This is a genomic window from Micromonospora sp. NPDC049903, from assembly GCF_044460945.1.
Taxonomy (GTDB): domain Bacteria; phylum Actinomycetota; class Actinomycetes; order Mycobacteriales; family Micromonosporaceae; genus Micromonospora.
On sequence record NZ_JBITKL010000002.1, the window covers coordinates 445,050 to 471,666 of the forward strand.

General features: G+C 72.2%; 24 protein-coding genes. 8 read left to right on the forward strand and 16 right to left on the reverse strand.

Annotated elements, in window-relative coordinates:
• Positions 1 to 28: 28 nt before the first annotated feature.
• Both ACIBO1_RS06875 and ACIBO1_RS06880 read right to left on the reverse strand, forming a co-directional pair.
• A complete protein-coding gene (locus ACIBO1_RS06875) occupies positions 29 to 1,201 on the reverse strand; it encodes an acyl-CoA dehydrogenase family protein (RefSeq protein WP_396742128.1) in 1,173 nt (390 codons plus the stop codon).
• Positions 1,202 to 1,322: 121 nt separating this feature from the next.
• The gene (locus ACIBO1_RS06880; protein ID WP_396742130.1) at positions 1,323 to 2,060 is read right to left on the reverse strand and encodes a methyltransferase domain-containing protein; all 738 of its coding nucleotides are present in this window, start codon (positions 2,058 to 2,060) and stop codon (positions 1,323 to 1,325) included.
• A gap of 9 nt (positions 2,061 to 2,069) precedes the next feature.
• Here ACIBO1_RS06880 and ACIBO1_RS06885 point away from each other — a divergent pair, with 9 nt between their 5' ends.
• The 4 genes from ACIBO1_RS06885 (at position 2,070) to disA (ending at position 6,653) form a co-directional block, all read left to right on the forward strand.
• Complete coding sequence (locus ACIBO1_RS06885; RefSeq protein ID WP_396742132.1) at positions 2,070 to 2,945, forward strand: UbiA family prenyltransferase; 876 nt, start codon at positions 2,070 to 2,072, stop codon at positions 2,943 to 2,945.
• Between the two features lie 141 nt (positions 2,946 to 3,086).
• Complete coding sequence (locus ACIBO1_RS06890) at positions 3,087 to 3,830, forward strand: hypothetical protein (protein WP_396742134.1); 744 nt, start codon at positions 3,087 to 3,089, stop codon at positions 3,828 to 3,830.
• Positions 3,831 to 3,921: 91 nt separating this feature from the next.
• A complete protein-coding gene (gene radA / locus ACIBO1_RS06895; protein WP_396742136.1) occupies positions 3,922 to 5,373 on the forward strand; it encodes a DNA repair protein RadA in 1,452 nt (483 codons plus the stop codon).
• Positions 5,374 to 5,474: 101 nt separating this feature from the next.
• Positions 5,475 to 6,653: a DNA integrity scanning diadenylate cyclase DisA gene (disA, locus tag ACIBO1_RS06900; protein WP_350699166.1), complete on the forward strand. Its 1,179-nt coding sequence runs from the start codon at positions 5,475 to 5,477 to the stop codon at positions 6,651 to 6,653.
• A 68-nt stretch (positions 6,654 to 6,721) separates the two neighbouring features.
• Here the strand turns inward: disA and ACIBO1_RS06905 are convergent, their stop codons facing one another.
• The 3 genes from ACIBO1_RS06905 to ACIBO1_RS06915 form a co-directional block, all read right to left on the reverse strand.
• On the reverse strand, positions 6,722 to 7,453 hold the full coding sequence (locus ACIBO1_RS06905; RefSeq protein ID WP_396742139.1) for a hypothetical protein: 732 nt from the start codon (positions 7,451 to 7,453) through the stop codon (positions 6,722 to 6,724).
• A gap of 147 nt (positions 7,454 to 7,600) precedes the next feature.
• Entirely contained in the window at positions 7,601 to 8,161 is a 561-nt protein-coding gene (locus tag ACIBO1_RS06910) for a peptide deformylase (protein WP_396742463.1), read from the reverse strand.
• Positions 8,162 to 8,184: 23 nt separating this feature from the next.
• Positions 8,185 to 8,697: a glycine cleavage system protein R gene (locus tag ACIBO1_RS06915; protein ID WP_396742141.1), complete on the reverse strand. Its 513-nt coding sequence runs from the start codon at positions 8,695 to 8,697 to the stop codon at positions 8,185 to 8,187.
• A gap of 133 nt (positions 8,698 to 8,830) precedes the next feature.
• Here ACIBO1_RS06915 and ACIBO1_RS06920 point away from each other — a divergent pair, with 133 nt between their 5' ends.
• Complete coding sequence (locus tag ACIBO1_RS06920; protein WP_396742465.1) at positions 8,831 to 9,733, forward strand: A/G-specific adenine glycosylase; 903 nt, start codon at positions 8,831 to 8,833, stop codon at positions 9,731 to 9,733.
• 271 nt (positions 9,734 to 10,004) lie between these two features.
• On the opposite strand, the gene ACIBO1_RS06925 is transcribed toward ACIBO1_RS06920, so the two are convergent.
• The 4 genes from ACIBO1_RS06925 to lysS all read right to left on the reverse strand — a co-directional run bounded on the left by ACIBO1_RS06925 (position 10,005) and on the right by lysS (position 16,052).
• Positions 10,005 to 10,673: a C39 family peptidase gene (locus tag ACIBO1_RS06925; protein WP_396742467.1), complete on the reverse strand. Its 669-nt coding sequence runs from the start codon at positions 10,671 to 10,673 to the stop codon at positions 10,005 to 10,007.
• Between the two features lie 433 nt (positions 10,674 to 11,106).
• Positions 11,107 to 13,641, reverse strand: a complete 2,535-nt coding sequence (locus ACIBO1_RS06930) for an ATP-dependent Clp protease ATP-binding subunit (protein WP_131053723.1) — start codon at positions 13,639 to 13,641, stop codon at positions 11,107 to 11,109.
• Positions 13,642 to 14,074: 433 nt separating this feature from the next.
• Positions 14,075 to 14,425, reverse strand: a complete 351-nt coding sequence (locus ACIBO1_RS06935) for an Lsr2 family protein (RefSeq protein ID WP_350700676.1) — start codon at positions 14,423 to 14,425, stop codon at positions 14,075 to 14,077.
• Between the two features lie 118 nt (positions 14,426 to 14,543).
• Complete coding sequence (lysS, locus tag ACIBO1_RS06940; RefSeq protein ID WP_396742143.1) at positions 14,544 to 16,052, reverse strand: lysine--tRNA ligase; 1,509 nt, start codon at positions 16,050 to 16,052, stop codon at positions 14,544 to 14,546.
• 90 nt (positions 16,053 to 16,142) lie between these two features.
• Between lysS and ACIBO1_RS06945 the strand changes: the two genes are divergently transcribed.
• Positions 16,143 to 16,883: a class I SAM-dependent methyltransferase gene (locus ACIBO1_RS06945; RefSeq protein ID WP_396742145.1), complete on the forward strand. Its 741-nt coding sequence runs from the start codon at positions 16,143 to 16,145 to the stop codon at positions 16,881 to 16,883.
• Between the two features lie 209 nt (positions 16,884 to 17,092).
• On the opposite strand, the gene ACIBO1_RS06950 is transcribed toward ACIBO1_RS06945, so the two are convergent.
• The 7 genes from ACIBO1_RS06950 to ACIBO1_RS06980 form a co-directional block, all read right to left on the reverse strand.
• Entirely contained in the window at positions 17,093 to 17,851 is a 759-nt protein-coding gene (locus ACIBO1_RS06950; protein WP_350700682.1) for a type III pantothenate kinase, read from the reverse strand.
• A gap of 19 nt (positions 17,852 to 17,870) precedes the next feature.
• Positions 17,871 to 18,764 (reverse strand): carboxylating nicotinate-nucleotide diphosphorylase, encoded by an 894-nt coding sequence (nadC, locus tag ACIBO1_RS06955; protein WP_396742147.1) that lies wholly within the window; start codon positions 18,762 to 18,764, stop codon positions 17,871 to 17,873.
• Complete coding sequence (locus ACIBO1_RS06960; protein ID WP_396742149.1) at positions 18,764 to 20,455, reverse strand: L-aspartate oxidase; 1,692 nt, start codon at positions 20,453 to 20,455, stop codon at positions 18,764 to 18,766. Before ACIBO1_RS06960 ends, nadC begins: the two co-directional genes overlap by 1 nt.
• Before the next feature lie 62 nt (positions 20,456 to 20,517).
• The gene (locus tag ACIBO1_RS06965; RefSeq protein WP_396742151.1) at positions 20,518 to 21,414 is read right to left on the reverse strand and encodes a septum formation family protein; all 897 of its coding nucleotides are present in this window, start codon (positions 21,412 to 21,414) and stop codon (positions 20,518 to 20,520) included.
• Positions 21,415 to 21,561: 147 nt separating this feature from the next.
• Positions 21,562 to 21,981 (reverse strand): aspartate 1-decarboxylase, encoded by a 420-nt coding sequence (gene panD, locus ACIBO1_RS06970; protein WP_350700689.1) that lies wholly within the window; start codon positions 21,979 to 21,981, stop codon positions 21,562 to 21,564.
• A gap of 27 nt (positions 21,982 to 22,008) precedes the next feature.
• Entirely contained in the window at positions 22,009 to 22,857 is an 849-nt protein-coding gene (gene panC / locus ACIBO1_RS06975) for a pantoate--beta-alanine ligase (protein WP_396742153.1), read from the reverse strand.
• A gap of 47 nt (positions 22,858 to 22,904) precedes the next feature.
• Positions 22,905 to 23,867, reverse strand: a complete 963-nt coding sequence (locus ACIBO1_RS06980) for a Rossmann-like and DUF2520 domain-containing protein (RefSeq protein WP_396742155.1) — start codon at positions 23,865 to 23,867, stop codon at positions 22,905 to 22,907.
• Between the two features lie 607 nt (positions 23,868 to 24,474).
• Between ACIBO1_RS06980 and ACIBO1_RS06985 the strand changes: the two genes are divergently transcribed.
• Entirely contained in the window at positions 24,475 to 25,419 is a 945-nt protein-coding gene (locus tag ACIBO1_RS06985; protein WP_396742157.1) for an SAM-dependent methyltransferase, read from the forward strand.
• A 13-nt stretch (positions 25,420 to 25,432) separates the two neighbouring features.
• The gene (locus ACIBO1_RS06990) at positions 25,433 to 26,614 is read left to right on the forward strand and encodes an NADH-quinone oxidoreductase subunit D (RefSeq protein WP_396742159.1); all 1,182 of its coding nucleotides are present in this window, start codon (positions 25,433 to 25,435) and stop codon (positions 26,612 to 26,614) included.
• The last annotated feature ends 3 nt before the right edge of the window (positions 26,615 to 26,617 follow it).

Consider the following 26,617-nt stretch of genomic DNA (forward strand, 5'->3'; position numbering starts at 1 on the left):
ACCTTCCGCTCGCTCGGGCTCCTCACGCTCACCAACGAGGAGCCGACCCGTCACGGTCCGGGTCGCCGCCGAGCGCGGCGATGCCCAACCAGTCGGCGCAGACGTCGGAGGTGGCCGGGTGCAGCGACCCGCAACGGGCGTCCCGGTAGAGGCGCTCCAACGGGTGACCACGCCGGGTGGCGGAGGTGCCGGCCGCCTCCAGCATGGACGCGGCCACCTCCGCCGCGGTCGTACCGGCCAGCAGCTTGGCCCGCCACACCCAGCGGTTCGTCTCGGCGTCGCCCGGCGCCTCGTCCACCCGACGGGCCGCCTCGGCGACCGCGAGCTGCGCCGCCGCCACCGCCGCGTCGGCCCGCCCCAACCGGGCACGGACCGCCGGCAGGTGCGTCAGACCCCGGGCGTGCAGGTGCTCCGCCGCCGCGTCGATCGACGCCTGCGCCACCCCGACGTAGACGGCGGCGTAGCTGGCCACCAGCCAGTGCGGCATGAGCTGGGCGACCACCAGGGCCAGACCCTCCACCCCGCCGAGCAGCCGATCGGCGGGCACGGTGACGTCCAGGTGCAGGTCGTGCGAGGCGGTCGCGCGCATGCCGAGCGCGTCCCAGGTCGGCTCGACGGTCAGGCCCGCACCGGCCGGGACCAGGAACTGCGAGACCACCGACGGGTCGGCCGCGCTGCGGGCCGCCACCAGGTAACCGTCGGCGTGGCCGGCACCCGAGCAGAAGGTCTTGCTGCCCTTGATCCGCCAGCCGCCGTCGACCGGCTCGTAGACCGTGGTCAGCTGGGACAGCCGGGCACCGGCGCCGCGTTCGCTCATCGCGACCGCGTACCACGCACCCTCGGCCGCCGCCCGCAGCAACCGGTCGCGGGCGGCGAGCGCCTCCTCCGGTACGCCCAACGCCTCGGCCAGTTCCTCGGTGACCGCGCCCAGAGCGCCGGTGACCGAGGCGTGCATGTTGAACACCAGAGCCGTGGCGCCGTTGCCCCGGGCCAGTTCGGTGGCGACGGCCGCGTACCCGGCGAACGTCGAGCCGGTGCCGCCCAACTCGGCGGGGACCATCAGCCCGAACAGCCCGGCCGCACCGAGATCGGCGAAGTCGTCGACCGGGAACGAACCGTCCCGGTCGTGCTCGGCCGCGCGGGCGGCCAGCCGGGGCGTCAGCCGCCGCGCGGCGTCCACCGCTGCCAAGCGCTCGCTCATGTCGGCACTCCGCTACGCTGCGTGCCGCCACGAGACACCCACGCACTGAGCCGATGACTCGCTCGCTGACGCTCGCTCATGGAACCCCCTTCTCGGCTTCCCTTACCCCCGCCCGGACCGGCTACCCGCGGTACACTCCGCGTCCCTGGTAGAGCACGGCCGGCGAACCGGTCGGCACGATCCGGGGCGCCTGACCGGGCGGCGTCGCCGCGCCGCGTACCTGCCGGAACAGCCAGCGCAGCAGGCCCGGCACCGCCGGGCGGACACCCCGGACCCGTAGGTCCACGCCGTGGCGGGCACACTCGGCCACCAGCTCACGATGGTCCACGAACAACCGTGGGTCGTGGATGCCTCGCGGCACGGTCGGCAGCCGCTCGGCGATGCGGACCGCGACCAGCCGACACAGCGCGGTGTCGTTGAGCGTGTCCAGCACCAGCAACCCGCCGGGACGCAGCAGACGGCAGGCCTGCGCCACCACGGCCCGCCAGTCGGGTACGTGCTCCAGCAGCTCACCGGCGGCCACCACGTCGGCGCACCGGTCGGCGAGGGGCACCGCCGTGGCGTCTCCGTTGACCACCGTCACGCCGTGCGCGGCCGCCTGGGCCAGCGCGGACCGGGTCAGGTCCACTCCCACGTGGCGGTAGCCCTTGCCGACCAGGTGCGGGGCGAGCAGACCGGCGCCGCACCCGAGGTCGACCAGGAGCGCGTCGGGTCGCGTCGCCGGTGGCACCATGGCCGCCCGCGCCTCGGCCAGCCAGTGCAGCATCGCGAACGCGCCGTCCGGTCGCCACCATTCGCCGGCCAGGTCGTCGTACTGACGCGGGTCGTTGCGGGGCAGGCTCAAGCCGGCGTCACGCATTCACCGAGCGTGGCACGACTAGCCGGTAACGGCCAGACTTCCGTTATGTCGTCCACGGTGTTAGGGCTGGTCAGAGCGAGCCATCCAGAGCCGACGATGGCCGTCACCACAGTGGCCGGTCTGCTCGCGGCCGGCGTCGGGCACCCGCCTGGCGGAATCGCCGTGGTGGCGCTGACGGTGGCGGCGAGCCAGTTCGCGGTGGGGTGGACCAACGACGCGCTCGACGCCGACCGGGACGCCGCGGTGGGGCGTACCGACAAGCCGGTGGCCGCCGGTGTCGTCAGCCGGCGGGTCGTCGCGGTGGCCGCCGTGCTGGCCGCCGTCACGACCGTGGGGCTGGCCCTGACCACGAACTCGGCCGCTGCGCTCTGCGCCGTCGTCGCGTTGGTCTCGGCCCTGCTGTACGACTGGCCGCTCAAGTGGACCTCGGTCTCGGTGCTGCCGTATGCCATCTCCTTCGGCGCGCTGCCCGCCTTCGTGGTGCTGGCGCTGCCCGGCGCACCGACGCCGCCGGTGTGGCTGATCGCCGCCGCGGCCCTGCTCGGCGCCGGTGCGCACTTCGCCAACGTACTGCCCGATTTCGCCGACGACGCCCGAACCGGGGTGCGCGGCCTGCCGCATCGGGTGGGTCCGGCGGGCAGCCGGGCGGCTGCCGTCGGGCTGCTCGTCGCGGCGACCGTCACGCTGGTGCTGGGCCCACCCGGTCCGCCGTCCGGGCTGGGGCTCGCGGCGGTCGTCGCGGCCGTGATCATCCTGGTTCTCGCCTGGTACGCCGGACGCACCGCCGACCGGCCCGGGGCCCGCTCGGTGGCCGCCTTCCGGGCCGTCATGCTGGTGGCCCTGATCGATGTCGTCCTGCTGGTCACGAGCGGTCGACTGGTCTGACCACGTCCCCCGGCAGGTGGCAGCACCGGGTCGCCGTGCGGGCCACGATCAGCTCCAACTACGCTGGGAATAGGTCTGCGCGGGTATGGCCAGCGGTTCCGGCGACGTCGCCGGGGTGTGATCGTGACGAGGAGGACCGACGTGACGCGCTCGATCAGGGGTTCCCGGCGGGCTGCCGTACTGCTGCCCGGGATCGCGGCGGCAGCCGGCATGCTGCTGCTGTCGGGATGCGGCGCCGGTCAGATCTCCGAGACGGCGAACAAGGTCCCGTCGATCCAGGGCGTCGACCTCCAGGCCGAGGACGGCCGGTACGGCGTACGCAGCGTGCTGGTCGCCTACCCCGGTGTGGAGGGCTACCAGGCCGGCGACGACGCCATCCTGAACGCGCTCTTCTACAACGACTCGCCCGACCCGGTCACCGTGACCGTCACCTCGTCGGACGCCCGCGAGGTGGTACTCACCACGGTCCAGGCCGCGACCAGCCCGTCGCCCACGGCCTCGCCCTCGCCGACCGGCTCCCCGTCGCCGGAGCAGTCCCCGGAGGGCACCCCCTCCCCGGGCGGTTCCCCGTCGCCGGACGAGACGCCCTCCCCGGACGAGACGCCCTCGCCCGACGCGACCGAGTCGCCGGCCGGCGGCCCGGCCCGGATCGAGATCCCGCCGCTGAGCTACGTGCAGCTCAACACCGAGGGCGAGCAGGTGCTCCAGCTCCTCGGGCTGAACTCGGCTCTGCTCGCGGGTCAGAACATCACGGTCAGCTTCGACTTCGGCGACGGCAACACGATCACCAGCCCGGCCCCGGTGGCCGTGCCGCTCAGCCCGGCCCCGCCGCCGTCGCCGATCATCGAGCGGCACACCGAGTTCGAGGGCGAAGGCGGCCACTGACCCGTCCCGCCGGAGTTTCCGACGGCACCGTCGGCGTGGTGCATCCATGCCGGCGGTGCCGTCGTCGTACCGGGGGGCTAGCGTCGCTCGGGTGAGCATCTCCCGATCGACCCCGGCCCGGGGAGCGGGTGGCGGGCGCGGCAGGGCCGCCGCCCGTGAGCCCCGCCCCGCGTACGAGTGCGACGCCTGCGGGCACCAGCCGCCCAAGTGGGTGGGGCGCTGCCCGGAGTGCGGCGAGTGGGGCTCGGTGGTCGAGTGCACCGTCACCGGCCCGACCGTCTCCGGACGCGTGGTCAGCTCCCGGATGCCCGCCGAGCCGGCCCGGCCCATCGCCACCATCAGTGCCGCACCGGCGCGCGCCCGGCCCACCGGCGTCAGCGAGCTGGACCGGGTGCTCGGCGGCGGACTGGTGCCCGGGGCGGTGGTGCTGCTCGCCGGTGAGCCGGGAGTCGGCAAGTCCACCCTGCTGCTCGACGTGGCCCAGCAGTGGGCCGCCGGAGCGGGCAGCCCCTCGCTGGTGGTCAGCGGCGAGGAGTCGGTCAGCCAGGTGCGCCTGCGGGCCGAGCGGATGGGCACCCTGCACGACCAGCTCTACCTGGCCGCCGAGAGCGACCTCGCGGCGGTGCTCGGCCACCTCGACGCGGTCAAGCCCGGCCTGCTGGTGCTCGACTCGGTGCAGACCATCTCCACCACCGGCACCGAGGGCGTGCCGGGCGGGGTGACCCAGGTGCGGGCGGTCACCGCCGCCCTGGTCTCGGTCGCCAAGGAGCGCGGCATCGCCACCGTGCTGGTCGGCCACGTGACCAAGGACGGCCAGGTGGCCGGTCCCCGGGTGTTGGAGCACCTGGTCGACGTGGTGCTGCACTTCGAGGGCGACAAGCACTCCTCGCTGCGGATGGTGCGCGGCGTCAAGAACCGATTCGGCGCGGCCGACGAGGTGGGCTGCTTCGAGATGCACGAGGGCGGCATCAGCAGCCTGGCCGACCCGTCCGGGCTGTTCCTCACCCGCTACAGCGAGCCGGTGCCGGGCACCTGCGTGACGGTGGCGATGGAGGGACGCCGGGCGCTGGTGACCGAGGTGCAGGCGTTGATCGGTGCCACGGTGGCCGGTTCGCCACGGCGTACGGTCTCCGGGCTGGACTCGGCCCGGCTGGCGATGGTGCTCGCGGTGCTCCAGCGTCGCACCGAGCGGCTCACCCTGCACGACCGGGAGGTCTTCGCGGCCACCGTCGGCGGCATCCGGGTGGTGGAGCCGTCGGCGGACCTGGCGGTCGCCCTCGCGGTCGCCTCCGGCGGCCTGAACCTGGCGATCGCGCCGCACCTGGTGGCGATCGGCGAGGTCGGCCTGACCGGCGAGGTACGCCGGGTGGGAGCGGTGCCGCGCCGACTCTCCGAGGCGGCCCGGCTCGGGTTCCGGCTGGCCCTGGTGCCGCCCGGCTGTGGCCCCGCGAGCACCGGCGCCGGGCCGGAGCAGATGCGGGTGGTGGAGGTGTCCGACGTCCGGGCGGCGTTGCAGGCCGCAGCCCGGGCTTCGGCGGAGTGAGCCGCGTCTCCGGCGGACGGGCCGGACGGGACGGGCCGAATCGTGACACATCCCAGTAACCACAGGAGCACCCACCGCAGGGCAGTCCGTAGACTGTGCCCGTGCCGATCGACCGCGAAACCACCAAGCCTGCCGGCGCGACACCCCACGCCCGCACCGGTGCCGTGGGCTCGCCCGCTCGTCCGATCAGCGTCAGCGTGACCGGGGGCGGCAGCGCCGGCGACCCGCTGCGCGCGAATCTGGCGCTGATGGCGCCGGGCACCGCACTCCGCGACGGCCTGGAGCGCATCCTGCGCGGTCGCACCGGCGCACTGATCGTCCTCGGGTACGACAAGGTGGTCGAGGGTCTGTGCACGGGCGGTTTCCCGCTGGACGTCGAGTTCTCCGCCACCCGGGTCCGTGAGCTGTGCAAGATGGACGGCGCGGTGGTGCTCTCCAGCGACGGCACGCGGATCGTCCGGGCCGCCGTGCACCTGATGCCCGACCCGACCATCCCGACCGAGGAGTCCGGCACCCGGCACCGCACCGCCGAGCGGGTGGCCCGGCAGACCGGTTACCCGGTGATCTCGGTCAGTCAGTCGATGCGGATCATCAGCCTCTACGTCAACGGCCAGCGGCACGTGCTGGACGACTCGGCGGCCATCCTGTCCCGGGCCAACCAGGCGTTGGCCACCCTGGAGCGCTACAAGCTCCGGCTGGACGAGGTCTCCGGCACCCTCTCCGCGCTGGAGATCGAGGACCTGGTCACCGTCCGGGACGCGGTGGCCGTGGTGCAGCGGCTGGAGATGGTCCGCCGGATCGCCGACGAGATCGCCGGCTACGTGGTCGAGCTGGGCACCGACGGCCGACTGCTCGCCCTGCAGCTCGACGAGCTGATGGCCGGCGTGGACGCCGACCGCACCCTGGTCATCCGGGACTACCTACCCACCGGCCGTAAGCCCCGCACCCTCGACGAGGCCCTGGTCGAACTGGACCTGCTCAGCGCCACCGAGCTGATCGACCTGGTGTCGGTCGCCAAGGCGATCGGTTACCCGGCCGCGTCCGACGCGCTGGAGGCGGCGGTCAGCCCGCGCGGCTTCCGGCTGCTGGCCAAGGTGCCCCGACTGCCGGTGGCGGTGGTGGACCGGCTGGTGCTGCACTTCGGCAGCCTCCAGCGGCTGCTCGGCGCGACGGTCGAGGACCTGCAGGCCGTCGAGGGCGTCGGCGACGCGCGGGCCCGAGGCGTACGCGAGGGACTCTCCCGGCTCGCCGAGGCGTCCATCCTGGAACGCTACGTCTGAGCCGGGCCGCGATCACCGGACGGCCCGGGTCCCCGCCCGGTGAGCCGAGAGCCGTGAGCCGGTGCCGGTCAGCCGGTCAGCCGAAGCTTGGCCGGCTGGCTCAGTCGGGTACCCACCCGCGCGAAGACCTCGTACGTCCCGGCCTGCACGACCGGGCCGTTCGCCACTCCCTCAGCGCACCGGCTGCTGTCCTTGCCGTTCCAGCCGACCTGGTAGGAACGCTCGAAGCCCGGCGTGAAGGACTGGGTGTCCGACCCGGAGGCCGTACCACACGTGTCCGAGGACCAGACCACCTCGGCGCCGGACTTGATGAAGATCTCCTGCGCGTCCGCGCCGACGTCCCGGCTACACGTCCGCTCCGCCCGGTTGCGGATCTTGAGATGCAGGTCGACGGCGGCACCGCGTACCACCTCGCCCGGCAGAGCCTGGGCGGTCACCACGATCTCGTTGTCGGTGCACGAGCCGTCGTCGGTCGAGGTGTTGTTGACCGGCGGGTCGTTGCTGAGCGACGGCTCGTTCGACGGGCTGGCCGCCGGGTCGCCGGACGGCGTGGACGGACCGGCTCCGGCGTCACCTGACGGGGGCGAGCCGGTCTCCGGGGTCAACACCGACCCGGTCGGCCCCGGCGTACCGGTCGACGCACCGGGATCGGGCTGACCGTTGCCGGTCGCACCGGGGTCGCCGCTCTGCCCGTTACAGGAGTAGAGCACGACAACCAGCAGGAGCAGGACCGCGCCGAGCACGACGGCACGACGCCGCCAATACACCGCGGGAGACAGGGGGCCGACCGTCAGACGCATGATGCCCCCACCGTAGCGGCGCCGCACACGACGGACGGTAGCGACGCGCCGGGGTCGACAGCACCCATCGGAACCCACTCTCCATTCACGACGGTGTGAGGTGCGAGCGAGGCCGATTCGTCACTCACCGTATCCGTTCGGCCTCGATCAGAGATACACCTTGCGTTGGTAGATCGCGTGCGCGCCGGCCACCCGGTCCAGGAACAACAGCCCGGCGCAGTGGTCGATCTCGTGTTGCAGGGCCCGCGCCTCGAAACCGTCGGTGACCAGGCGTACCAGCTCGCCACTGCCCGGCAGCGCCCCCTCGACCACGAGCCGGCTCGCGCGCTTGACGTCACCGGTCAGGTCCGGCACCGACATGCACCCCTCCCGGCCCGCCTTCCACCGGGTCGCCTCGACCACCCGCGCGTTGCAGAGCGCGAACGTGCCGTGCAGCGTGACCGCCTTGGGGTGGCCCGTCACGTCCACCGCGAACACGTGCGCCCCCACCCCCACCTGCGGTGCGGCCAGACCGACGCAGCCGGGCGAGACCCGCATGGTGGCGATCAGGTCGGCCGCCAGCCGGATCGTCTTCTCGTCGGTCGGGTCGACCTCCGCGCCGGCCCGACTGAGCACCGTGTGCGGGGCGGAGACCACCGGCAGGACCGCGCCGGCACCGAGCGACTCGGGCGTCCACGCCCCCAACCCGGCGTACGCCTCGGCGGCCAGGTCCGGCGTACCCGCGTCGCCGCTCACAGCAGATCCGGTTCGGCGGGACGGAGAGTGACGTCGACACCGAGATTCGTGGCGGCCTCGGACAGCCGGGCGGCGAGCGGTTCGGCCGCACCCGGCGGCAACTCGACCTCGGCCACCACCACGTAGAGCGACCCCACCAAACGGGTACTCAGGTCGGTGACGTTGCCGCCGGCCTCGGTCAGCACCCGGGTCATCGCGGCCACGATGCCCATCCGGTCCGCACCGTGCACCGCCACCACGTACGGCTCACCGGCCGGAGCCGTCTCCCCGTCCGGCGTGACCTCGCGTACGGTCGCCAGCAGTTGGCCGTCGGCGGTCAGCGTGGCCAGTGCGGCCTCCACCTCGGCGGCGGCCGGGCCCACACAGATCAGGGTCATCGCGAAGTGTCCGCGCAGCCGGGTCATGGTGCTGTCGGTGAGGTTCGCCCCGAGCCGGGCCAGCACCTCGGCGACGTCGGCCACGATGCCGGGTCGGTCCCGACCGATGACGGTGATCGCGAGCTCGTTCATCCGGGCATTCTCCCCGATCCACGTACGCCGACGGTGGCGGCCCGCCCGGACCGTCCAGTCGGCGGAATCCCGCGCCCGTGGCCGGACGGTCCAGTCGGCGGAATCCGGCACCCGTGGCATGATCGGCGGCGCGATGACAGAACCCACCTTCGCCGGCTTGGTGAGCCGGTGGTACGAGCGCAACGCGCGGGACCTGCCGTGGCGCCATCCCGACGTCAGCCCGTGGGCCATCCTGGTCAGCGAGGTCATGCTCCAGCAGACCCCGGTGGTCCGGGTGCTGCCCGCCTGGCAGGCGTGGCTGGCCCGCTGGCCCACCCCGGCGGCACTGGCGCAGGACACCCCGGCCGAGGCGATCCGGATGTGGGGGCGGCTCGGCTACCCCCGCCGGGCGCTCCGGCTGCGGGAGTGCGCGGTCGCCGTCGTGGATCGGCACGGCGGTCAGGTGCCCGATCAACTGGAGCAGTTGCTCGCCCTGCCCGGGGTCGGCACATACACGGCGCGGGCGGTGGCGGCCTTCGCGTACGGGCAACGACACCCGGTGGTCGACACCAACGTGCGGCGGGTGGTCTGCCGAGCGATCGCCGGAGAGCCGGACGCCGGTCCGGCGACCCGGCCGGCGGACCTGGTCGCCACCGAGGAGCTGCTGCCGGTCGAACCGGCGGCGGCCGCCCTGGCCAGCGCCGCGTTCATGGAGCTGGGCGCGGTGGTCTGCACCGCCCGCTCGCCCCGCTGCGGTGTCTGCCCCGTCGAGACGAGCTGTGCGTGGCGCGCGTCGGGCCAGGTGGCCCCGGACGGCCCGACCCGCCGACCGCAGCGGTACGCCGGCACCGACCGCCAGGTACGCGGCCTGCTGCTCGGGGTGCTGCGCGAGGCGACCGGCCCGGTGCCGCACCAGCGGCTGGACCAGGTCTGGTCGGACGATGTGCAGCGGGCCAGAGCGCTGTCCGGGCTGGTGACCGACGGCCTGGTCGAGCCGGTCGGCGAGACCGCGTTCCGCCTGGTCGGCGACGGCCCACCGGCCCCGGTGCCCACCTGACCTCGGACACCCGGCCGATCCGCTGACGTCGGACTCTCGAACCCCGCCTGACCGCGGACTCTCGAACCCCGCCTGACCGCGGACTCTCGGATGCCGCCTGACCTCGCACGGCGAACCGGACGCCGACCTGATGTCAGGATCGGCCCGATTGTGGGCTGGACAGACGAGTGGGCCGACTCCCCATGTGGGGAGCCGGCCCACTCGGTTCTGCCTGGCGCGGCCGGCCTGCCCGGTCCGCACCGGGAAGCCTGCCCCGATCGATGGTGCTCGGTCAGGCGGAGTAGCCGCGGCTGGCGATCCAGTCCGCCAGCACCTCGGTGTCCATCCAGTACTCGGCCTTTGCCGGATCCGCCGAGTCCGCGATCTTCACCTGGCTGCCGCCGTCGCGATAGCCGGTCACCGAGATGTAGTGGCCGGCCTCGAACGAGTGGCTGCCGCCGCCGGTGTCGAGAGCGGTGCCGAAGACGTTGGCGACCACGCTCCGGCCGTCGTCGACCGTGCGGACGACGTCCTCGCGCAACCGCTCGGTCTCGGCCTCGTCGGCGACCTGGCCGGGGATCTCCACGGTGCGGTAGACGTCCTTACCGGCCTTGTTGTTCAGCGCCTTGGTGATCACGAACGCGGAGTCGGTGCCCCGCTCAGTGGTGCCCATCTCACGGGCCAGGTCGTCCTGGGAGACGTCCTTGTCCAACACGCTGAGGGCGTTCCGCACCGCCGCCGGACCGCAGTAGTAGAAGTTCGGCTGGGCCTGGTAGCGGACCTTGAGCTGCCGCTCACCCTTGCCATGGCCGCGCTCCGTCACCGCGGACAGGGCGTCGGTGTTGTTCGTCGCCGTGCTGTTCGTCGCCGCCATCGCGGCCATCGGCCCACTGATCATCCCGCCGGCACAGACGGCACCGGCGGCGGTCAGGGCGGCCTTACGCATCAACGTCGTCATGATCATGCCTTCCAGCTCGGGGGATCGACACGACACCCGGAAGTGCAGGAGGGTGCGGATACCGCATCGGAAGGAAGAAGCAGGTGGCACCACGATCGGTGGGGTGGCCTGCCATGGGTGCAACGGCTCGGATAGGCCACACATTCCGGGCTTACCGGGCGTACGCGAATCGCCCTGCGGGACAGCGAGGCCGTCGACACCGGCCGCGCGCGAGAGCCGCTGCGGACACCCCCGGTACAACCGCTCGGGCTGCCCGCCCATGCCCGGACGGCGGGGTGACGGGGTCCATCCGCGCGATCGTGGGCGGTGGGATGCGACCTGGTGCGGCCATGTCTCCCGAATGTCCGATTCTGGGCGCTTGACCAGGCTGGCGACAGACGACGGCGGCCCGGTGGCAGATGCCACCGGGCCGCCGCTGGTCGAACCAGCCGGTTACCTACTCGTCCGCGCCTGCCGCAGCGGTGCTGCCGCCGAGGTCGGCCGGGACCGCGTCCGGCACGGTGACCGGCCGGTCGGAGCCCTTGAAGACGAGCTTGGACTTGTCGATGTCGTTCGGGTCGCCCTCGCAGTCGACCACCACGATCTGACCGGGGGTCAGCTCGTTGAACAGGATCCGCTCGGACAGGTTGTCCTCGATGTCGCGCTGGATCGTGCGACGCAGCGGCCGAGCGCCCAGGACCGGGTCGAAGCCCTTCAACGCCAGGTACTTCTTGGCGTTGTCGGTCAACTCGAGACCCATGTCCTTGTTGCGCAGCTGGGTCTCGATCCGGGCGATCATGATGTCCACGATCTGGAGGATCTCGTTCTGACGCAGCTGGTGGAAGACGATGGTGTCGTCGATACGGTTGAGGAACTCGGGCCGGAAGTGCTGCTTGAGTTCGTCGTTGACCTTCTGCTTCATCCGGTCGTAGTTGGACTCGGAGTCCTCCGACTGCTGGAAGCCGAGCGAGACCGCCTTGGCCACGTCCCGGGTGCCCAGGTTGGTGGTCAGGATGATGACCGTGTTCTTGAAGTCCACGATCCGACCCTGACCGTCGGTGAGCCGACCGTCCTCCAGAATCTGGAGCAGCGTGTTGAACACGTCCGGGTGGGCCTTCTCGATCTCGTCGAAGAGGACCACGCTGAACGGCCGACGCCGCACCTTCTCGGTCAGCTGGCCACCCTCGTCGTACCCGACGTAGCCGGGAGGCGCACCCACGAGCCGCGACACGGTGTACCGGTCGTGGAACTCGGACATGTCCAGCTGGATCAGGGCGTCCTCGCTGCCGAACAGGAACTCGGCGAGCGCCTTGGACAGCTCGGTCTTACCGACACCCGACGGACCGGCGAAGATGAACGACCCCGACGGGCGCTTCGGGTCCTTCAGGCCGGCGCGGGTACGCCGGATCGCCTTCGAGACCGCCTTGACCGCGTCCTCCTGGCCGATGACGCGCTTGTGCAGCTCGTCCTCCATGCGCAGCAGGCGTGAGGTCTCCTCCTCGGTCAGCTTGTAGACCGGGATGCCGGTCCAGTTGCCGAGCACCTCGGCGATCTGCTCGTCGTCGACCTCGCTGACGACGTCGAGGTCACCGGCCTTCCACTCCTTCTCCCGCTGCGCCTTCTGGCCCAGCAGCTGCTTCTCCTTGTCGCGAAGCTGCGCGGCGCGCTCGAAGTCCTGCGCGTCGATCGCGGACTCCTTGTCGCGGCGCACCTGGGCGATGCGCTCGTCGAAGTCACGCAGGTCCGGCGGCGCGGTCATCCGGCGGATCCGCATCCGGGCACCGGCCTCGTCGATCAGGTCGATCGCCTTGTCCGGCAGGAACCGGTCGGAGATGTACCGGTCGGCCAGGGTCGCCGCCGCCACCAGCGCCGCATCCGTGATGCTGACGCGGTGGTGGGCCTCGTACCGGTCCCGCAGGCCCTTGAGGATCTCGATGGTGTGGGCCAGCGAGGGCTCACCCACCTGGATCGGCTGGAAACGACGCTCCAACGCGGCGTCCTTCTCCAGGTGCTTGCGGTACTCGTCCAGCGTGGTCGCACCGATGGTCTGCAGCTCACCACGGGCCAGCATCGGCTTGAGGATGCTCGCCGCGTCGATCGCGCCCTCGGCGGCGCCCGCGCCGACCAGGGTGTGGATCTCGTCGATGAACAGGATGATGTCGCCCCGGGTGCGGATCTCCTTGAGCACCTTCTTCAGGCGCTCCTCGAAGTCACCCCGGTAGCGGGAACCCGCCACCAGCGCACCCAGGTCGAGCGTGTAGAGCTGCTTGTCCTTGAGCGTCTCGGGCACCTCGCCCTTGATGATCTTCTGGGACAGGCCCTCCACCACGGCGGTCTTACCGACGCCGGGCTCACCGATCAGGACCGGGTTGTTCTTGGTCCGGCGGGAGAGCACCTGCATCACCCGCTCGATTTCCTTCTCCCGACCGATCACCGGGTCGAGCTTGCCCTCCCGGGCCGCCTGGGTCAGGTTCCGCCCGAACTGGTCGAGCACCAGGCTGGTCGACGGGGCCGCCTCGCCCGGGGCGGTGCCGGCGGCGGCCGGCTCCTTGCCCTGGTAACCGGAGAGCAGCTGGATCACCTGCTGGCGGACCCGGTTCAGGTCGGCGCCCAGCTTCACCAGCACCTGCGCGGCCACGCCCTCGCCCTCGCGGATGAGGCCGAGCAGGATGTGCTCCGTACCGATGTAGTTGTGGCCGAGTTGCAGAGCCTCGCGCAGCGACAGCTCCAGCACCTTCTTGGCCCGCGGCGTGAACGGGATGTGCCCGCTCGGCGCCTGCTGGCCCTGGCCGATGATCTCCTCCACCTGCTGGCGGACGCCCTCCAGGGAGATCCCCAGGCTCTCCAGGGCCTTCGCCGCGACGCCTTCACCCTCATGGATCAGGCCCAACAGGATGTGTTCCGTACCGATGTAGTTGTGGTTGAGCATCCGGGCCTCTTCCTGGGCCAGGACGACAACCCGTCGCGCTCGGTCGGTGAACCGCTCGAACATGCCCTCGTGCTCCTCACGTGCCGTGCGCACTCGATCTTGGTGGTCAAGACTCTCGGCGGGGCCGGATACGCGAGCGCCCGGGACGGGCGTCCGCGCCTCTTTACTCTATCGCCGCGGACCGACTCGGCTGACCTCGTGTGTCTCCGCCGGTGGCCCGGTACGCGTCGTTTTGCACAACCATCCACGCTCAACCGGTGTTCCGGGCATGGTGCCTGTACGCGCAGAGCGAAATTCGAGCACGAGCCGAGGGCCGCCGGGAGCACCCTACGGAGCCCTTCCGGCACCGGACGGGCACCCCGAAGCCGCCGTCCACAGGCTGTGGACAACGCGTCCACCGGCTGTGGACAACGTTCGGCCCGACCGCATCGTCCCACCAGACGACCGCGCCGGCCCGGAGACGCGCTCCGAACCGGCGTGGCGAACGACCCTGGTCTCAGTGACCGGCCTTGGAGTGGTACTCGTCGACGATCTCCTGCGGGATCCGGCCCCGGTCCGAGATCTCCTTGCCGGCCTTGCGTGCCCAGGCCCGGATGGCCTTGTTTTGCTCGCGGTCCGCCGTCGCGCTTCCCCGGCCCCGGGCGGCACGCCCTCCGACGACCACGCCACCGCGTCCCACCTTCGACCCACCGGAGATGTACGGAGCGAATGCCTCACGCAATTTCTCGGCGTTCGAAGTCGACAGGTCGATCTCGTACTGAACGCCGTCGAGCGCGAACTTGACAGTCTCGTCCGCGTCCCCGCCGTCCAGGTCATCGACCAGCCTCTGAATGATCTGCTTGGCCACGTCCCACATTCCTTTCGAGCAGGGTTCGGTGCACCTGCCAGTTACCAGAGCACAATAGCCCGTCAGATGCTTGTTGCGTCAATAGGATCGGGTATCGCGGCGGAAAGTTCCCTGTCGACTACTCGGGGCGAACCAAGGGGAACAAGATGGTTTCCCGAATTCCCAGGCCGGTCAGCGCCATCAGGAGCCGGTCGATTCCCATTCCCATGCCACCCGCCGGCGGCATTCCGTACTCCATCGCCCGGAGAAAGTCCTCGTCGAGCCGCATCGCCTCGTCGTCGCCACGGGCACCCAGTTGCGCCTGCGCGACCAGCCGTTCCCGCTGCACCACCGGGTCGACCAGCTCCGAGTACGCGGTGGCCAGCTCGACCCCGCGCACGTACAGGTCCCACTTCTCGGCCAGCCCGGGCTCCTCGCGGTGCCCCCGGGTCAGCGGACTCGTCTCCTCCGGGTAGTCCCGCACGAAGGTCGGCGCCACCAGACCCGGCACGACCAACTCCTCGAACAGTTCCTCGACCAACTTGCCCGACCCCCACTTGGGGTCCACGGTGAGGCCCACCTTGTCGGCGTACTCGACCAGGCGGGTGTGCTCGGTGCGTACCGTGACCTCCTCACCGAGCGCCTCGGAAAGCACGCCGAACAGGCTCACCGAACGCCACTGGCCACCGAGGTCGAACTTCTGGCCGTCGGCGTGGGTGACCACCGTCGACCCGGCGACCGCCACCGCCGCCTGTTGCACGAGATTGCGGGTCAGTTCGGCCATCGTGTTGTAGTCGCCGTACGCCTGGTACACCTCCAGCATCGCGAACTCGGGCGAGTGCGAAGAGTCGATGCCCTCATTGCGGAAGTTGCGGTTGATCTCGAAGACTCGCTCGACACCGCCGACCACGGCGCGCTTGAGAAACAGTTCCGGCGCGATTCGTAGATAAAGATCGGTGTCGAGTGCATTGCTGTGGGTCACGAAAGGCCGGGCCGTCGCGCCCCCGTGCAGCAACTGCAACATCGGGGTCTCCACCTCGAGGAAACCCGTGTCGTGCAGGGAATCGCGAAGGCTGCGGACCGCCGTCGCCCGGGTGCGTACCATCTGGCGGGCCTGCGGACGCACGATCAGGTCGACGTAGCGCTGCCGGACCCGGGCCTCCTCGCTCAGCGGCTTGTGCGCCACGGGCAGCGGGCGCAGCGCCTTGGCGGTGGTCACCCACTCCTGCGCCAGCACCGACAACTCGCCCCGGCGGCTGCTGATCACCTCACCGGTGACCCCGACGAGGTCACCGAGGTCGACCAGCCGCTTCCAGTCCTCCAGCCGCTCGGGGCCGACCCGGTCCAGCGAGAGCATCGCCTGTAGTTCGGTGCCGTCGCCGTCGCGCAGCGTGGCGAAACAGAGCTTGCCGGTGTTCCGTACGAAGATCACCCGTCCGGTGACCGACACCTGGTCACCGGTGGCGGTGTCCGTCGGCAGGTCGGCGTAGCGCTCCCGCACCTGGGCCAGCGTGCTGGTCCGGTGGAAGCTGACCGGGTACGGCTCGACGCCGTCGGCGAGCATCCGGTCCCGCTTCTCCCGGCGGACCTTCATCTGCTCGGGAAGGTCGTCGGCGGGGTCGACTGGCACGGGGCTCTGCTGGGTCACGGCACGCTTCCTCAGTGGGAGATTTCGGGCGAGGTCAGGCCCGAGCGTACTCAAGCCCTCCGGCGGCCGTCGCCGGATAGCCTGCCGGTCATGACGCACCCCACCGGGGCCCGCTCGTTCGGTCCGGCGGCGGCCGACTACGACCGGTACCGACCCCGCTATCCGCAGGCCGCGCTGCGCTGGGCGCTGGACGGACCGGCCCGGCCTGCCCGGGTGGTCGACCTGGCGGCCGGCACCGGCATCCTCACCCGTGGCCTGCTGGCCCTCGGGCACCAGGTGACAGCCGTCGAGCCCGACCCCGACATGCGCGCCCACCTGGTCGCCACCACCCCGGGAGTACGCGCCCAGGCCGGTGCCGCGGAAGCGATGCCGCTTCCCGACGGGTACGCCGACGCCGTCCTCGCCGGCCAGGCGTACCACTGGTTCGACCGGGAGCCGGCGCACGCCGAGATCGCCCGGGTGCTACGCCCCGGCGGGATCTTCGCCCCGATCTGGAACCTCCGTGACGAGCGCGTCGACTGGGTGGCCGAGCTGAGCCGGATCGCCGAGATCGGGGACACCGTCGACCACCTGCGCCAGACCGTCACCGACTTCGGCGACGCCTTCGCCCCACCCGAGTGGGCCGAGTTCCCCCACACCACCACGCTGACCCGTGACGACCTGCTGGGCCTGGTCCGGACCCGCTCCCACTACCTGACCGCCGCCCCCACCAGACAGGCCGAGGTCGACCACCGGGTCCGCGACCTCCTGAACACCCACCCCGCCCTGGCCGCCCAAGATCCCATAACTCTCCCCTACCGCACCCTCACCGCCCGCACCCACAAACCCTGACCCACCCACCCTTGGCTCCCCACTCAACGCCCGCCCCTGCCCACCCCCACAGTCGGACGCACCGCCCCCACCCAGCCGACCACCTCAGCGGAACGGATGACGCCGGCCCCGCGAGGGTTTCCGGGCCGCCCGACCGGCGCAGGGATCAAGCCTGACCGCCCGGAGCCGGTCGGGCGGCCCGGAAACCCCACCGCAACAACCCCAAAGCCTCAGACGTTCCGCTCATACACCATGCGCAACCCGATCAACGTGATCATCGGCTCGTGGTGCGTGATCGTCCGGCACTCGTTGAGCACCAACGACGCCAGCCCACCGGTGGCGATGACCGCCTTCAGCTCGCCCATCTCGGCGGCCATCCGCTCGACGATCCGGTCCACCTGTCCGGCGAAGCCGAAGTACAGCCCGGCCTGGAGGCACTCGACCGTGTTCTTGCCGATCACCGACCGGGGCCTGGTCGCTTCGACCTTGCGCAGTTGGGCGGCGCGGGCGGCGAGCGCGTCGAAGGAGATCTCGATGCCGGGCGCGAACGCGCCTCCGAGGAACTCGCCCCGACCGCTGATCACGTCGAAGTTGGTGGTGGTGCCGAAGTCGACCACGATCGACGGTCCGCCGTAGAGGGTGTAGGCCGCGAGCGTGTTGACCACCCGGTCGGAGCCGACCTCCTTGGGGTTGTCGATGGCGAGCTGCACGCCGGTGCGGACGCCCGGCTCCACGATGACGCTCGGCAGGTCCGCGTAGTAGCGGGTCAGCATGGTCCGCAGCGAACGCAGGGCGGCCGGGACGGTCGAGCAGGCGGCCACCCCGGTGATCTCGACGGCGTCCCCGGCGAGCAGCCCCCGGAACATCAGGCCCAACTCGTCGGCGGTGGATCGGGCGTCGGTCTTGATCCGCCAGTTGTGCACCAGCTTGTCACCGTCGAAGGTCGCCAGGACGGTGTTGGTGTTCCCGATGTCGATGCAGAGCAGCACGCACGAAGCCTAGACGGGTTCAGTCCGTGCGCAGGTCCAGGGCGATGTCCAGGATCGGCGAGGAGTGGGTGAGCGCGCCGACGGAGAGGAAGTCGACGCCGGTGGCACCCACCTCGGCGGCGTCGGCGAGGGTGAGCCCGCCGGTCGCCTCCAACTCGGCCCGGTCGCCCACGGCCGCCACCACCGCGCGCAGTGTCGCCGGGGGCATGTTGTCCAGCAGCAGGAAGGCCGCACCGGCCTCCACCGCCTCCACCGCCTCGTCGAGGGTGTCCACCTCCACCTGCACCGGTACGTCCGGGAACGCCTCCCGGACCCGGCGGTAGGCGGCGGCGACTCCACCGGCGGCGAACTTGTGGTTGTCCTTGACCATGGCGACGTCGTGCAGACCCATCCGCTTGTTCGTGCCGCCGCCGGCACGGACCGCGTACTTCTCCAGGGTGCGCAGGCCGGGCGTGGTCTTGCGGGTGTCCAGGACCATCGCCTTGCTGCCGGCCAGGGCGTCGGCCCAGGCCCGGGTGTGGGTGGCGACGCCGGACATCCGGCAGAGCAGGTTCAGCGCGGTGCGCTCGGCCGTGAGCAGCACGCGGGTGGGGCCGGTGACCGTGGCGAGCACGTCGCCCCGGGCCACCCGCTCGCCGTCGCGGGCCACCACCGACACCTCGACCGTACGTCCCGTCCCGGTCACCTCGCCGGCCAGCTCGAACACGGCGGCCGCGACCGCCAGCCCGGCGACCACCCCGTCGGCCCGGGCGACCAGGTCGGCGGTGTCGGTCTGGGTGGCCGGGATGGTGGCGACACTGGTGACGTCGAGCAGGTCCGGGCCGAGGTCCTCGACCAGGGCCGTCTCGACGATCCGGCGGACCTGCGCCGGGTCGAGACCGTTCTCGTGCAGCAGCCGTGCCGTGTCCGCCATCAGCTCTCCTCCCACCGGGTCGTCAACCGGCCCTGCGCGCCCACCGCGCCGACCAGGTGTCCCTGCCATCGCTTGTCGGTCGTCCCGTAGTCCTCCCGCCAGTGGCAGCCACGGGTCTCCTGCCGCGCGTACGCGACGGCGACCAGCGCGGCGGCCACCGTGAGCAGGTTCGTCGCCTCCCAGTCGGCGGTACGCGGGGTACCTCGGCCGGTGCCCAGCTCGACCAGTTCGGCGGCGGTCGCGGCGAGCGTCCCGGCAGAGCGGAGCACACCGGCGCCACGAGTCATCGCCGCTTGCAGCCTCGGGGTCGTGGCCGCCGGCGCCACCCAGCCGGTGCCGCCGCGCCACGCACCGGTCTCCGCCGGTCGGGCCTGCTCGGGCAGGCCGGATGCGATGTCGTCGGCGATCCGCCGGGAGAAGACCAGCCCCTCCAGCAGCGAGTTGCTGGCCAGCCGGTTGGCGCCGTGCACTCCGGTGCAGGCGACCTCGCCACAGGCGTACAGGCCGGGGATGGAGGTCCGGCCGCGCAGGTCGGTGCGTACCCCACCGGAGGCGTAGTGGGCGGCCGGCGCGACCGGGATCAGGTCGACCCCCGGGTCGACGCCGATGGCCAGGCACGAGGCGACGATGGTGGGGAAGCGTCGGGCCAGGAAGTCCCCGCCGAGGTGCCGGGCGTCGAGGTGGACGTGGTCCTCGCCGGTGGCCAGCAGGACCCGGTGGATGCCCTTGGCCACCACGTCCCGGGGGGCCAGCTCGGCGAGTTCGTGCTGGCCGAGCATGAACCGCTTGCCGTCGGCGTCCACCAGGTACGCGCCCTCGCCGCGCAGCGCCTCGGAGACCAGTGGCTGCTGGGCGTGCCCGGCACCGGGTACCCGGGCGGCCGGCGGCACGATCAGCGCGGTCGGGTGGAACTGCACGAACTCCACGTCGGTGACGGCCGCGCCGGCCCGCATGGCCAACGCCACGCCGTCACCGGTGGAGACGGCGGGATTGGTGGTCGCCGCGAAGATCTGCCCCATCCCGCCGGTGGCCAGCACCACGGCGCGGCCCAGGATGGCGCCGACACCGTCCTCACTGCCCTCGCCGAGCACGTGCAGGGTGATGCCGCACGCCGGACCGAGCCCGTCCGGGCCGTCGCCGGGGGCGCGGAGCAGGTCCAGCACCAACGCGTGCTCGACCAGCCGGATCCACGGGTCGCGGCGTACCGACTCGTGCAGGGCGCGCTGGACCTCGGCGCCGGTCGCGTCGCCGCCGGCGTGCACGATCCGGTCGGCGCGGTGCCCGCCCTCGCGGGTGAGCATCAGCGAGCCGTCCGGGTGGCGGTCGAACTCGGCACCGATCCGCATCAGCTCGCGCAGTCGGGTCGGCCCCTCCTCGACCAGTACCCGCACGGCCGCCGGGTCGCAGAGGCCGACACCGGCGATCTCGGTGTCCGAGGCGTGCATGGCCGGGGTGTCCGCCGGGTCGAGGACCGCCGCGATGCCGCCCTGGGCCCAGCGGGTCGAACCCTCGTCGATGTTGACCTTGGTCACCACCGTGACGTGCAGACCGGCCTGGCGCAGGTGTAGCGCGGCGGTCAGTCCGGCCACCCCGGAGCCGACCACGATCACGTCGGTGGTCTCCACCCAGCCGGGCGCCGGAGTGGCCAGCAGGCTCGGCAACGTGGGCAGGCCGACGGTCGGTAGCTCCATGCCCCCAGTCAACCCGAGCGCCTCTCGGCTCGGACGTGCGGGGGCCGGACGAGTGGTTCCGGCTACTTCGTCCGGACCGGCAGGCCGGCCGGGCCGACGCCCTTGAGCGATCCGGTCACCTTGCGGTCGCCGAGCCACAGGTAGCAGCGCACACCCCGGTCCCCGGCCCGCCACCGACCGGCCCCGGGTGGCCGGACCACCAGGTCGCTGCGGAAGACCAGGTACGCGTCGTCCGGTACGCCCGCGTAGCGCGCGATCACCGAACGGCAGCCCTCGTAGAACGGCGCCCACTGGGCGCTACGCGTCGGGTACGTCCGCTCGGGCGACTGCCACACGCCGACGAACTCGGCGTCGTGGCGCGTGGCGCAGTCCACCGCGACCAGGGTCTGCACCACCCTGTTCCGGTCGATACGCGCCTGCTGGCAGCCCAGCCGCACCGGCGACGGCGTCCGGAGCGCGTTCCGCAGCGAGCCGGTACGCAGCACCACCGTGGCCGCCGCCTCGGTCGTGGTGACCTCCATCAGGTCGCAGCGGTACCAGCGCGAACCGGCGGCCCAGCCCGGCTCGGACGGCACCGCCAAGGCCAGTCGCAGCCGGCCGGCCCGCCAGTCGTCGCCGACGAAGCCACTGGCCCGCTTGTCGCACTCGGCGAAGGCGGTACGCAGCTCGGCGGAGCCCACCGCGGGCGGCGCGGCACGCTCGGCTGGCAGCGCGCCGACGTGCACCGTCTCGACCCGGTGCGGCTGCGCGCAGTCCACCGGCGCGTACGCGGCCAGCGAGACCGTGGGGGTGAACTCGGGCTCGTGGCAGACCTCGGCGGCCGGGGTGAACGGACCCGGTGGCGGCAGGGCACCCCAGTCGTCGGTCAGGTCATCGTCGAGCCCACCGGACCCGCTGCAGCCCACCAACAGGGCCGCCACGGCGAGGGCCGCGACCAGGCTTCTCGTCGCACGCTGCATGACGCCGCCTCCCCCAGCCAGCGACCGTCTCCCGACGGCGCCCCCAGGGTAACCAAAAATGACCTTCCGGTGACAGACCGGATTCCCCGGCTTGGGTGTAAGGAAGGGACCCTTCCTATACACGAGGCGTTAGTAGGGGACCCTTCCTTACACCGTGAGCGGGTTGGGGACGGGTGCGCCGGCGGTGCCGGGAGCGGCGGTCGCCGGGTCGGCGTCCAGCTCGACGATCCGGTTCTCGGCGTCCACGTGCACCACCCGAGGGTGGTACGCCCGCGCCTCGGCGTCGTCCATCTGCCCGTACGAGATCAGGATCACCAGGTCGCCCGGGTGCACCAGGTGGGCGGCGGCACCGTTGATGCCGATCACGCCGCTGCCCCGCCGCCCCGGGATCACGTACGTCTCCAGCCGGGCGCCGTTGGTGATGTCCACGATCGCCACCTGCTCGCCGGGCAGCAGGTCGGCGGCGTCGAGCAGGTCCTCGTCGACGGTCACCGAACCGACGTAGTGCAGGTCCGCCTGGGTGACGGTGGCCCGGTGGATCTTCGACTTGAGCATGGTGCGGTACATCGGGAACGCCTTTCGCGAGCTGCGGGGTCAGGAGGTCGGGGCGAGCCGGACCGGAGCGTTGTCGATCAACCGGGTCTCGCCCACCCAGGCCGCGACGAGCAGCCGGGCCGGACCTTCGACCGGGCCGGGCGCCAGGTCGGGATCGGTGAGCACCAGGTAGTCCAGCCGGACACCGGCGGCCTCGGCGCCGAAGGCCGCGTGCGCGGCGGTCAGCACCGCACCGGCGTCCCCGCCCGCCTCGGCGGCGTCGGCACCAGCGCGCAGCGCCCGCGACAGGCTCAGCGCCGCCGTCCGCTCCGCCGCGGAGAGATACCGGTTGCGGCTGGACAGCGCCAAGCCATCCGGCTCCCGGACCGTCGGCACGCCGACCACCTCGACCGGCACGTCCAGGTCCCGGCACATCCGCCGCACCAGGGTCACCTGCTGGTAGTCCTTCTCGCCGAAGAAGGTCAGATCCGGCCGGGTGAGCTGGAGCAGCTTCATCACCACGGTGAGCACCCCGTGGAAGAACCCGGGCCGGCTGAGCCCCTCCAGGTCCTCGCCGAGCGGCCCCGGATCGACCCGGACCGCCGGCTGGCCACCGGGGTACATGTCCGTCACCGAGGGCGCGAAGACCAGGTCGGCCCCGGCCCGCCGACACACCTCAAGATCACTTTCCAGCGTACGCGGATAGCGGTCGAAGTCCTCGTTCGGCCCGAACTGCAACGGGTTCACGAAGACCGTCACGATCACGTGGTCGGCGCGGTCCCGGGCGGCCCGGATCAGCGTCTCGTGCCCGGCGTGCAGCGCCCCCATGGTCATCACCACCCCCACCGTCCTGGTGAGAGCGGACCGCGCCCGGGCCAGGTCGCCCCGGCTGTGCACCAGTTCCGTCATCTCGTCCACCCTCCCTGACCTCTGCCGGACCGCCCCGCCGCCCGACGTCACGCCGCCACTCCGGTCTGGTCCCGACCGAGCACGCCGAGCAGCGACTCGGCGTCCACCGGGCGCAGCCGGCCGGCGGCCACCGCCCGGTCGGCGGTACGCCGGGCCAGCGCCAGGTACGCGCCAACCGACTCGGGCGCGGTGACGGCGAGCACGGCCAGGTGACGCTCGACGGTCCCCGCGTCGCCCCGCGACACCGGGCCGGTCAGCGCGTCGTCGCCCAGCCGCAGCGCGTTCTCCAGGGCGGCCCGCAACAGCGGGGCCAGCACCTTCTCGGGCCGACCCACCCCGGCGTCCCGCAGCCGGTCGGCCGCCTCGTTGACCAGGGTCACCAGGTGGTTCGCGCCGTGCGCCAGCGCCGCGTGGTACAGCGGCCGGTCGGCCTCCCCGATCCACTCGGGCACCCCGCCCAGATCCGTCACCAGCCGGGCGGCCAGCGGCCGAAGCTCGGCCGGGGCGGTCACGCCGTACGAGATGCCGGGCAGCCGACCGAGGTCGTCCGGCGTACCGGTGAAGGTCATCGCGGGATGCAACGCCAGCGGACGGGCGCCGACCCGGACCGCCGGTGCCAGTACGGACAGGCCGTGCGCGCCGGAGGTGTGCGCGACCACCTGGCCCGGATGCAACGCGCCGTCGGCGGCCAACGCGGCGACCACCCCGGCGAGCGCGTCGTCCGGTACGGCGATCAGCAGCAGGTCGGCGGCGGACCGGGCGACCGCCTCGGCGGGCCGGCAGGAGGCAGCCGGCAGCAGCAACGCCAGTCGGGCCTGGGAAGCCCCGGAACGCCCGGTGGCGGCGACCACATGGTGCCCGGCGGCGGCGAGCGCGGCACCCAGGGTGGCACCGACCCGGCCGGCGCCGATGACGCCGACGGTGAGCACGGCACGGTTCACGACCTGGGCCGACGGGCCGGTCGCAGGCCGCCGGAGGGCGGCCGGATGGTGGCGCAGCGGTGCGCTCATGTCACGATCCAGTCCTCGAGATGGGGTACCGGTCGGGGCAAGTATGCGTCGCTGACACGGATCTCAAACAAGGATGTGTGAAATCGTTCACCGGCGCCGAGGAGGTAACCCGATGTCGATGCCTTGGCGGGCCGCGATGCAGCAGGCGCTCTACGGGCCTTCGGGCTTCTTCGTCTCCGGCGCCGGGCCGGCGGCGCACTTCCGCACCAGCGTGCACGCCTCCCCGGTCTTCGCCTCGGCGCTGGTCCGGTTGATCCACCACCTCGACGCGGTCCTCGGCTTTCCTGAGCGGTTCGACGTGGTGGACGTGGGGGCTGGTCGGGGTGAGCTGCTTTGTTCCTTGTCTTCTTGGGTTGCGGTGGGGGTTTCCGGGGAGCCCACCCGCTCCGGGCGGTCAGGCTTGATCCCTGCGCGGGTGGGCTCCCCGGAAACCCTGACTTCCACGGCCGCCGTCCGTGCCGCAGGCTGTACCCCGGGGGTTGGGGGTACGGCTGGAGCTGGGGAGGGTGCGGCCGTCACGACGGGGGGCGGGGGTACGGCGGGACGCGGGGAGGGTGCGGTCGTCTCGGCGGGGGACGGGGGTGCGGGGGTTCCGCTGGTGGAGCGGGTGCGGTTCATTGCGGTGGAGGTGGCGCCGCGACCGGATGATCTGCCCGAACAGATCGCCTGGACGGATGAGATCCCCGACGGCGTCACCGGGCTGCTGCTGGCCACCGAATGGCTGGACAACGTGCCGCTGGACCTGGCCGTCCACGGCGAGGACGGCTGGCGCTACCTCCTAGTGGACCCGACGTCGGGCGAGGAGACGACAGGTGACCCGGTCAGCCAAGAAGACGCCGCCTGGCTCACCACCTGGTGGCCCCCACAGACCCAGCCCCACCCAACAGACCCACCGGACGGCTCGCCGGAAATCGCCTCGGACCTCCCACCGGGCGCGGACGCCGCCCCCCTGAGCCCACCAAGCCCGACCGGGTCGGGTTTCCGGGCAGCCCGACCGGCGCAGGCATCAAGCCTGACCGCCCGGAGCCGGTCGGGCTGCCCGGAAACCCCCACCGACGGCACCCCCACGAACCGCGGCCGGTCCGTCGAGCGCGCCGAGATCGGGCGGCCTCGGGACGAGGCGTGGGCCGCTGCGGTGGGCCACGTCGAGCGTGGACTGGCGCTGGCGGTGGACTACGGGCACCTGCGTGCGAGCCGGCCCTTCGAGGGGTCGTTGACCGGGTACCGGGGTGGGCGACAGGTGCCGCCGGTGCCGGACGGGTCGTGTGACGTGACCGCGCACGTCGCCATGGACTCGGTCGCCTCTGCCGGTGAGCGGGTCGCGCGGTGTGCGTACTCCCTGGGGACTCAGCGGGAGGGGCTGCGCGCGCTCGGGGCGGACGGTGGTCGACCGCCGTTGAGCCTGGCCTATCAGGACCCGGCCGGGTACGTGCGGGCGCTGGCCGAGGCGACGGCGGCGGCCGAGTTGACCGATCCGGCCGGGCTCGGCGGGCATCTGTGGCTCTGGCAGCCGGTCGGGCCGGCCGTGGACCGGCTGCCACTGCGGCCCTGACGTTCATGGCACGATGGCGGGCATGACCACGGGCGACCTGCGCGAGCTGACCGTCGGCACCGGTGCCGGGTTGGTGGCGGGCACCGGCGGGGAGCAGCTCGGCACGGACATGGTGCTCAACATCGGGCCGCAGCACCCCTCCACCCACGGTGTGCTGCGACTCAAGCTCGTCCTCGACGGCGAGCGGGTGGTCGCCGCCGAGCCCATCGTGGGCTACATGCACCGGGGCGCGGAGAAGCTGTTCGAGGTACGCGACTACCGGCAGATCATCGTGCTGGCCAACCGGCACGACTGGCTCTCCGCCTTCGCCAACGAGCTGGGCGTGGTGCTCGCGGTGGAACGGCTGCTGGGCATGGAGGTGCCGGAGCGGGCCACCTGGCTGCGGATGGCCCTGGCCGAGCTGAACCGGGTGCTCAACCACCTGATGTTCCTCGGCTCGTACCCGCTGGAGATCGGCGCGATCACGCCGATGTTCTACGCCTTCCGGGAACGGGAGACGCTCCAGGCGGTGATGGAGGAGGTCTCCGGCGGGCGGATCCACTACATGTTCAACCGGGTCGGCGGCCTCAAGGAGGAGGTGCCGTCAGGCTGGACCGGGCGGGCCCGCGCCGCGATCGGCGAGGTACGTCGCCGGATGCCCGACCTGGACAACCTTATCCGGCGCAACGACATCTTCCTGGCCCGGACCGTCGGGGTGGGGGTGCTCTCCGCCGCCGACGCCGCCGCGTTCGGCGCCTCCGGGCCGGTCGCCCGGGCCTCCGGGCTGGACCTGGACCTGCGCCGCGACGAGCCGTACCTCGCCTACGACCAGCTCGACGTGCCGGTGGTCACCCGCACCACCGGCGACTGCCACGCCCGCTTCGAGGTCCTCCTCGACCAGGTGTACGCGTCACTGGACCTGGCCGAGCAGTGCCTGGACCGGGTGGACCGGCTGACCGGCCCGATCAACACCCGGCTGCCGAAGGTGCTCAAGGCGCCCGAGGGCCACACCTACGCCTGGACGGAGAACCCGCTCGGCATCAACGGCTACTACCTGGTGTCGCGGGGTGAGAAGACGCCGTGGCGGCTCAAGCTGCGCACCGCGTCGTACGCGAACGTGCAGGCGCTCGCCACGCTGCTGCCGGGCTGCCTGGTGCCGGACCTGATCGCCATCCTCGGTTCGATGTTCTTCGTGGTCGGCGACATCGACAAGTAGGCC

Excerpts from the sequence above, each read along its gene's own strand:
- ACIBO1_RS06980 (WP_396742155.1), bottom strand. The coding sequence starts at position 23,867 with ATGAGCGCACCGCTGCGCCACCATCCGGCCGCCCTCCGGCGGCCTGCG.
- ACIBO1_RS06880 (WP_396742130.1), bottom strand. The coding sequence starts at position 2,060 with ATGCGTGACGCCGGCTTGAGCCTGCCCCGCAACGACCCGCGTCAGTAC.
- ACIBO1_RS06920 (WP_396742465.1), top strand. The coding sequence starts at position 8,831 with ATGACAGAACCCACCTTCGCCGGCTTGGTGAGCCGGTGGTACGAGCGC.
- ACIBO1_RS06965 (WP_396742151.1), bottom strand. The coding sequence starts at position 21,414 with ATGCAGCGTGCGACGAGAAGCCTGGTCGCGGCCCTCGCCGTGGCGGCC.
- panD (WP_350700689.1), bottom strand. The coding sequence starts at position 21,981 with ATGTACCGCACCATGCTCAAGTCGAAGATCCACCGGGCCACCGTCACC.
- ACIBO1_RS06875 (WP_396742128.1), bottom strand. The coding sequence starts at position 1,201 with ATGAGCGAGCGCTTGGCAGCGGTGGACGCCGCGCGGCGGCTGACGCCC.
- ACIBO1_RS06945 (WP_396742145.1), top strand. The coding sequence starts at position 16,143 with ATGACGCACCCCACCGGGGCCCGCTCGTTCGGTCCGGCGGCGGCCGAC.
- nadC (WP_396742147.1), bottom strand. The coding sequence starts at position 18,764 with ATGGCGGACACGGCACGGCTGCTGCACGAGAACGGTCTCGACCCGGCG.
- ACIBO1_RS06930 (WP_131053723.1), bottom strand. The coding sequence starts at position 13,641 with ATGTTCGAGCGGTTCACCGACCGAGCGCGACGGGTTGTCGTCCTGGCC.
- ACIBO1_RS06915 (WP_396742141.1), bottom strand. The coding sequence starts at position 8,697 with ATGAACGAGCTCGCGATCACCGTCATCGGTCGGGACCGACCCGGCATC.
- panC (WP_396742153.1), bottom strand. The coding sequence starts at position 22,857 with ATGACGGAACTGGTGCACAGCCGGGGCGACCTGGCCCGGGCGCGGTCC.
- ACIBO1_RS06990 (WP_396742159.1), top strand. The coding sequence starts at position 25,433 with ATGGCGGGCATGACCACGGGCGACCTGCGCGAGCTGACCGTCGGCACC.
- ACIBO1_RS06960 (WP_396742149.1), bottom strand. The coding sequence starts at position 20,455 with ATGGAGCTACCGACCGTCGGCCTGCCCACGTTGCCGAGCCTGCTGGCC.
- ACIBO1_RS06905 (WP_396742139.1), bottom strand. The coding sequence starts at position 7,453 with ATGCGTCTGACGGTCGGCCCCCTGTCTCCCGCGGTGTATTGGCGGCGT.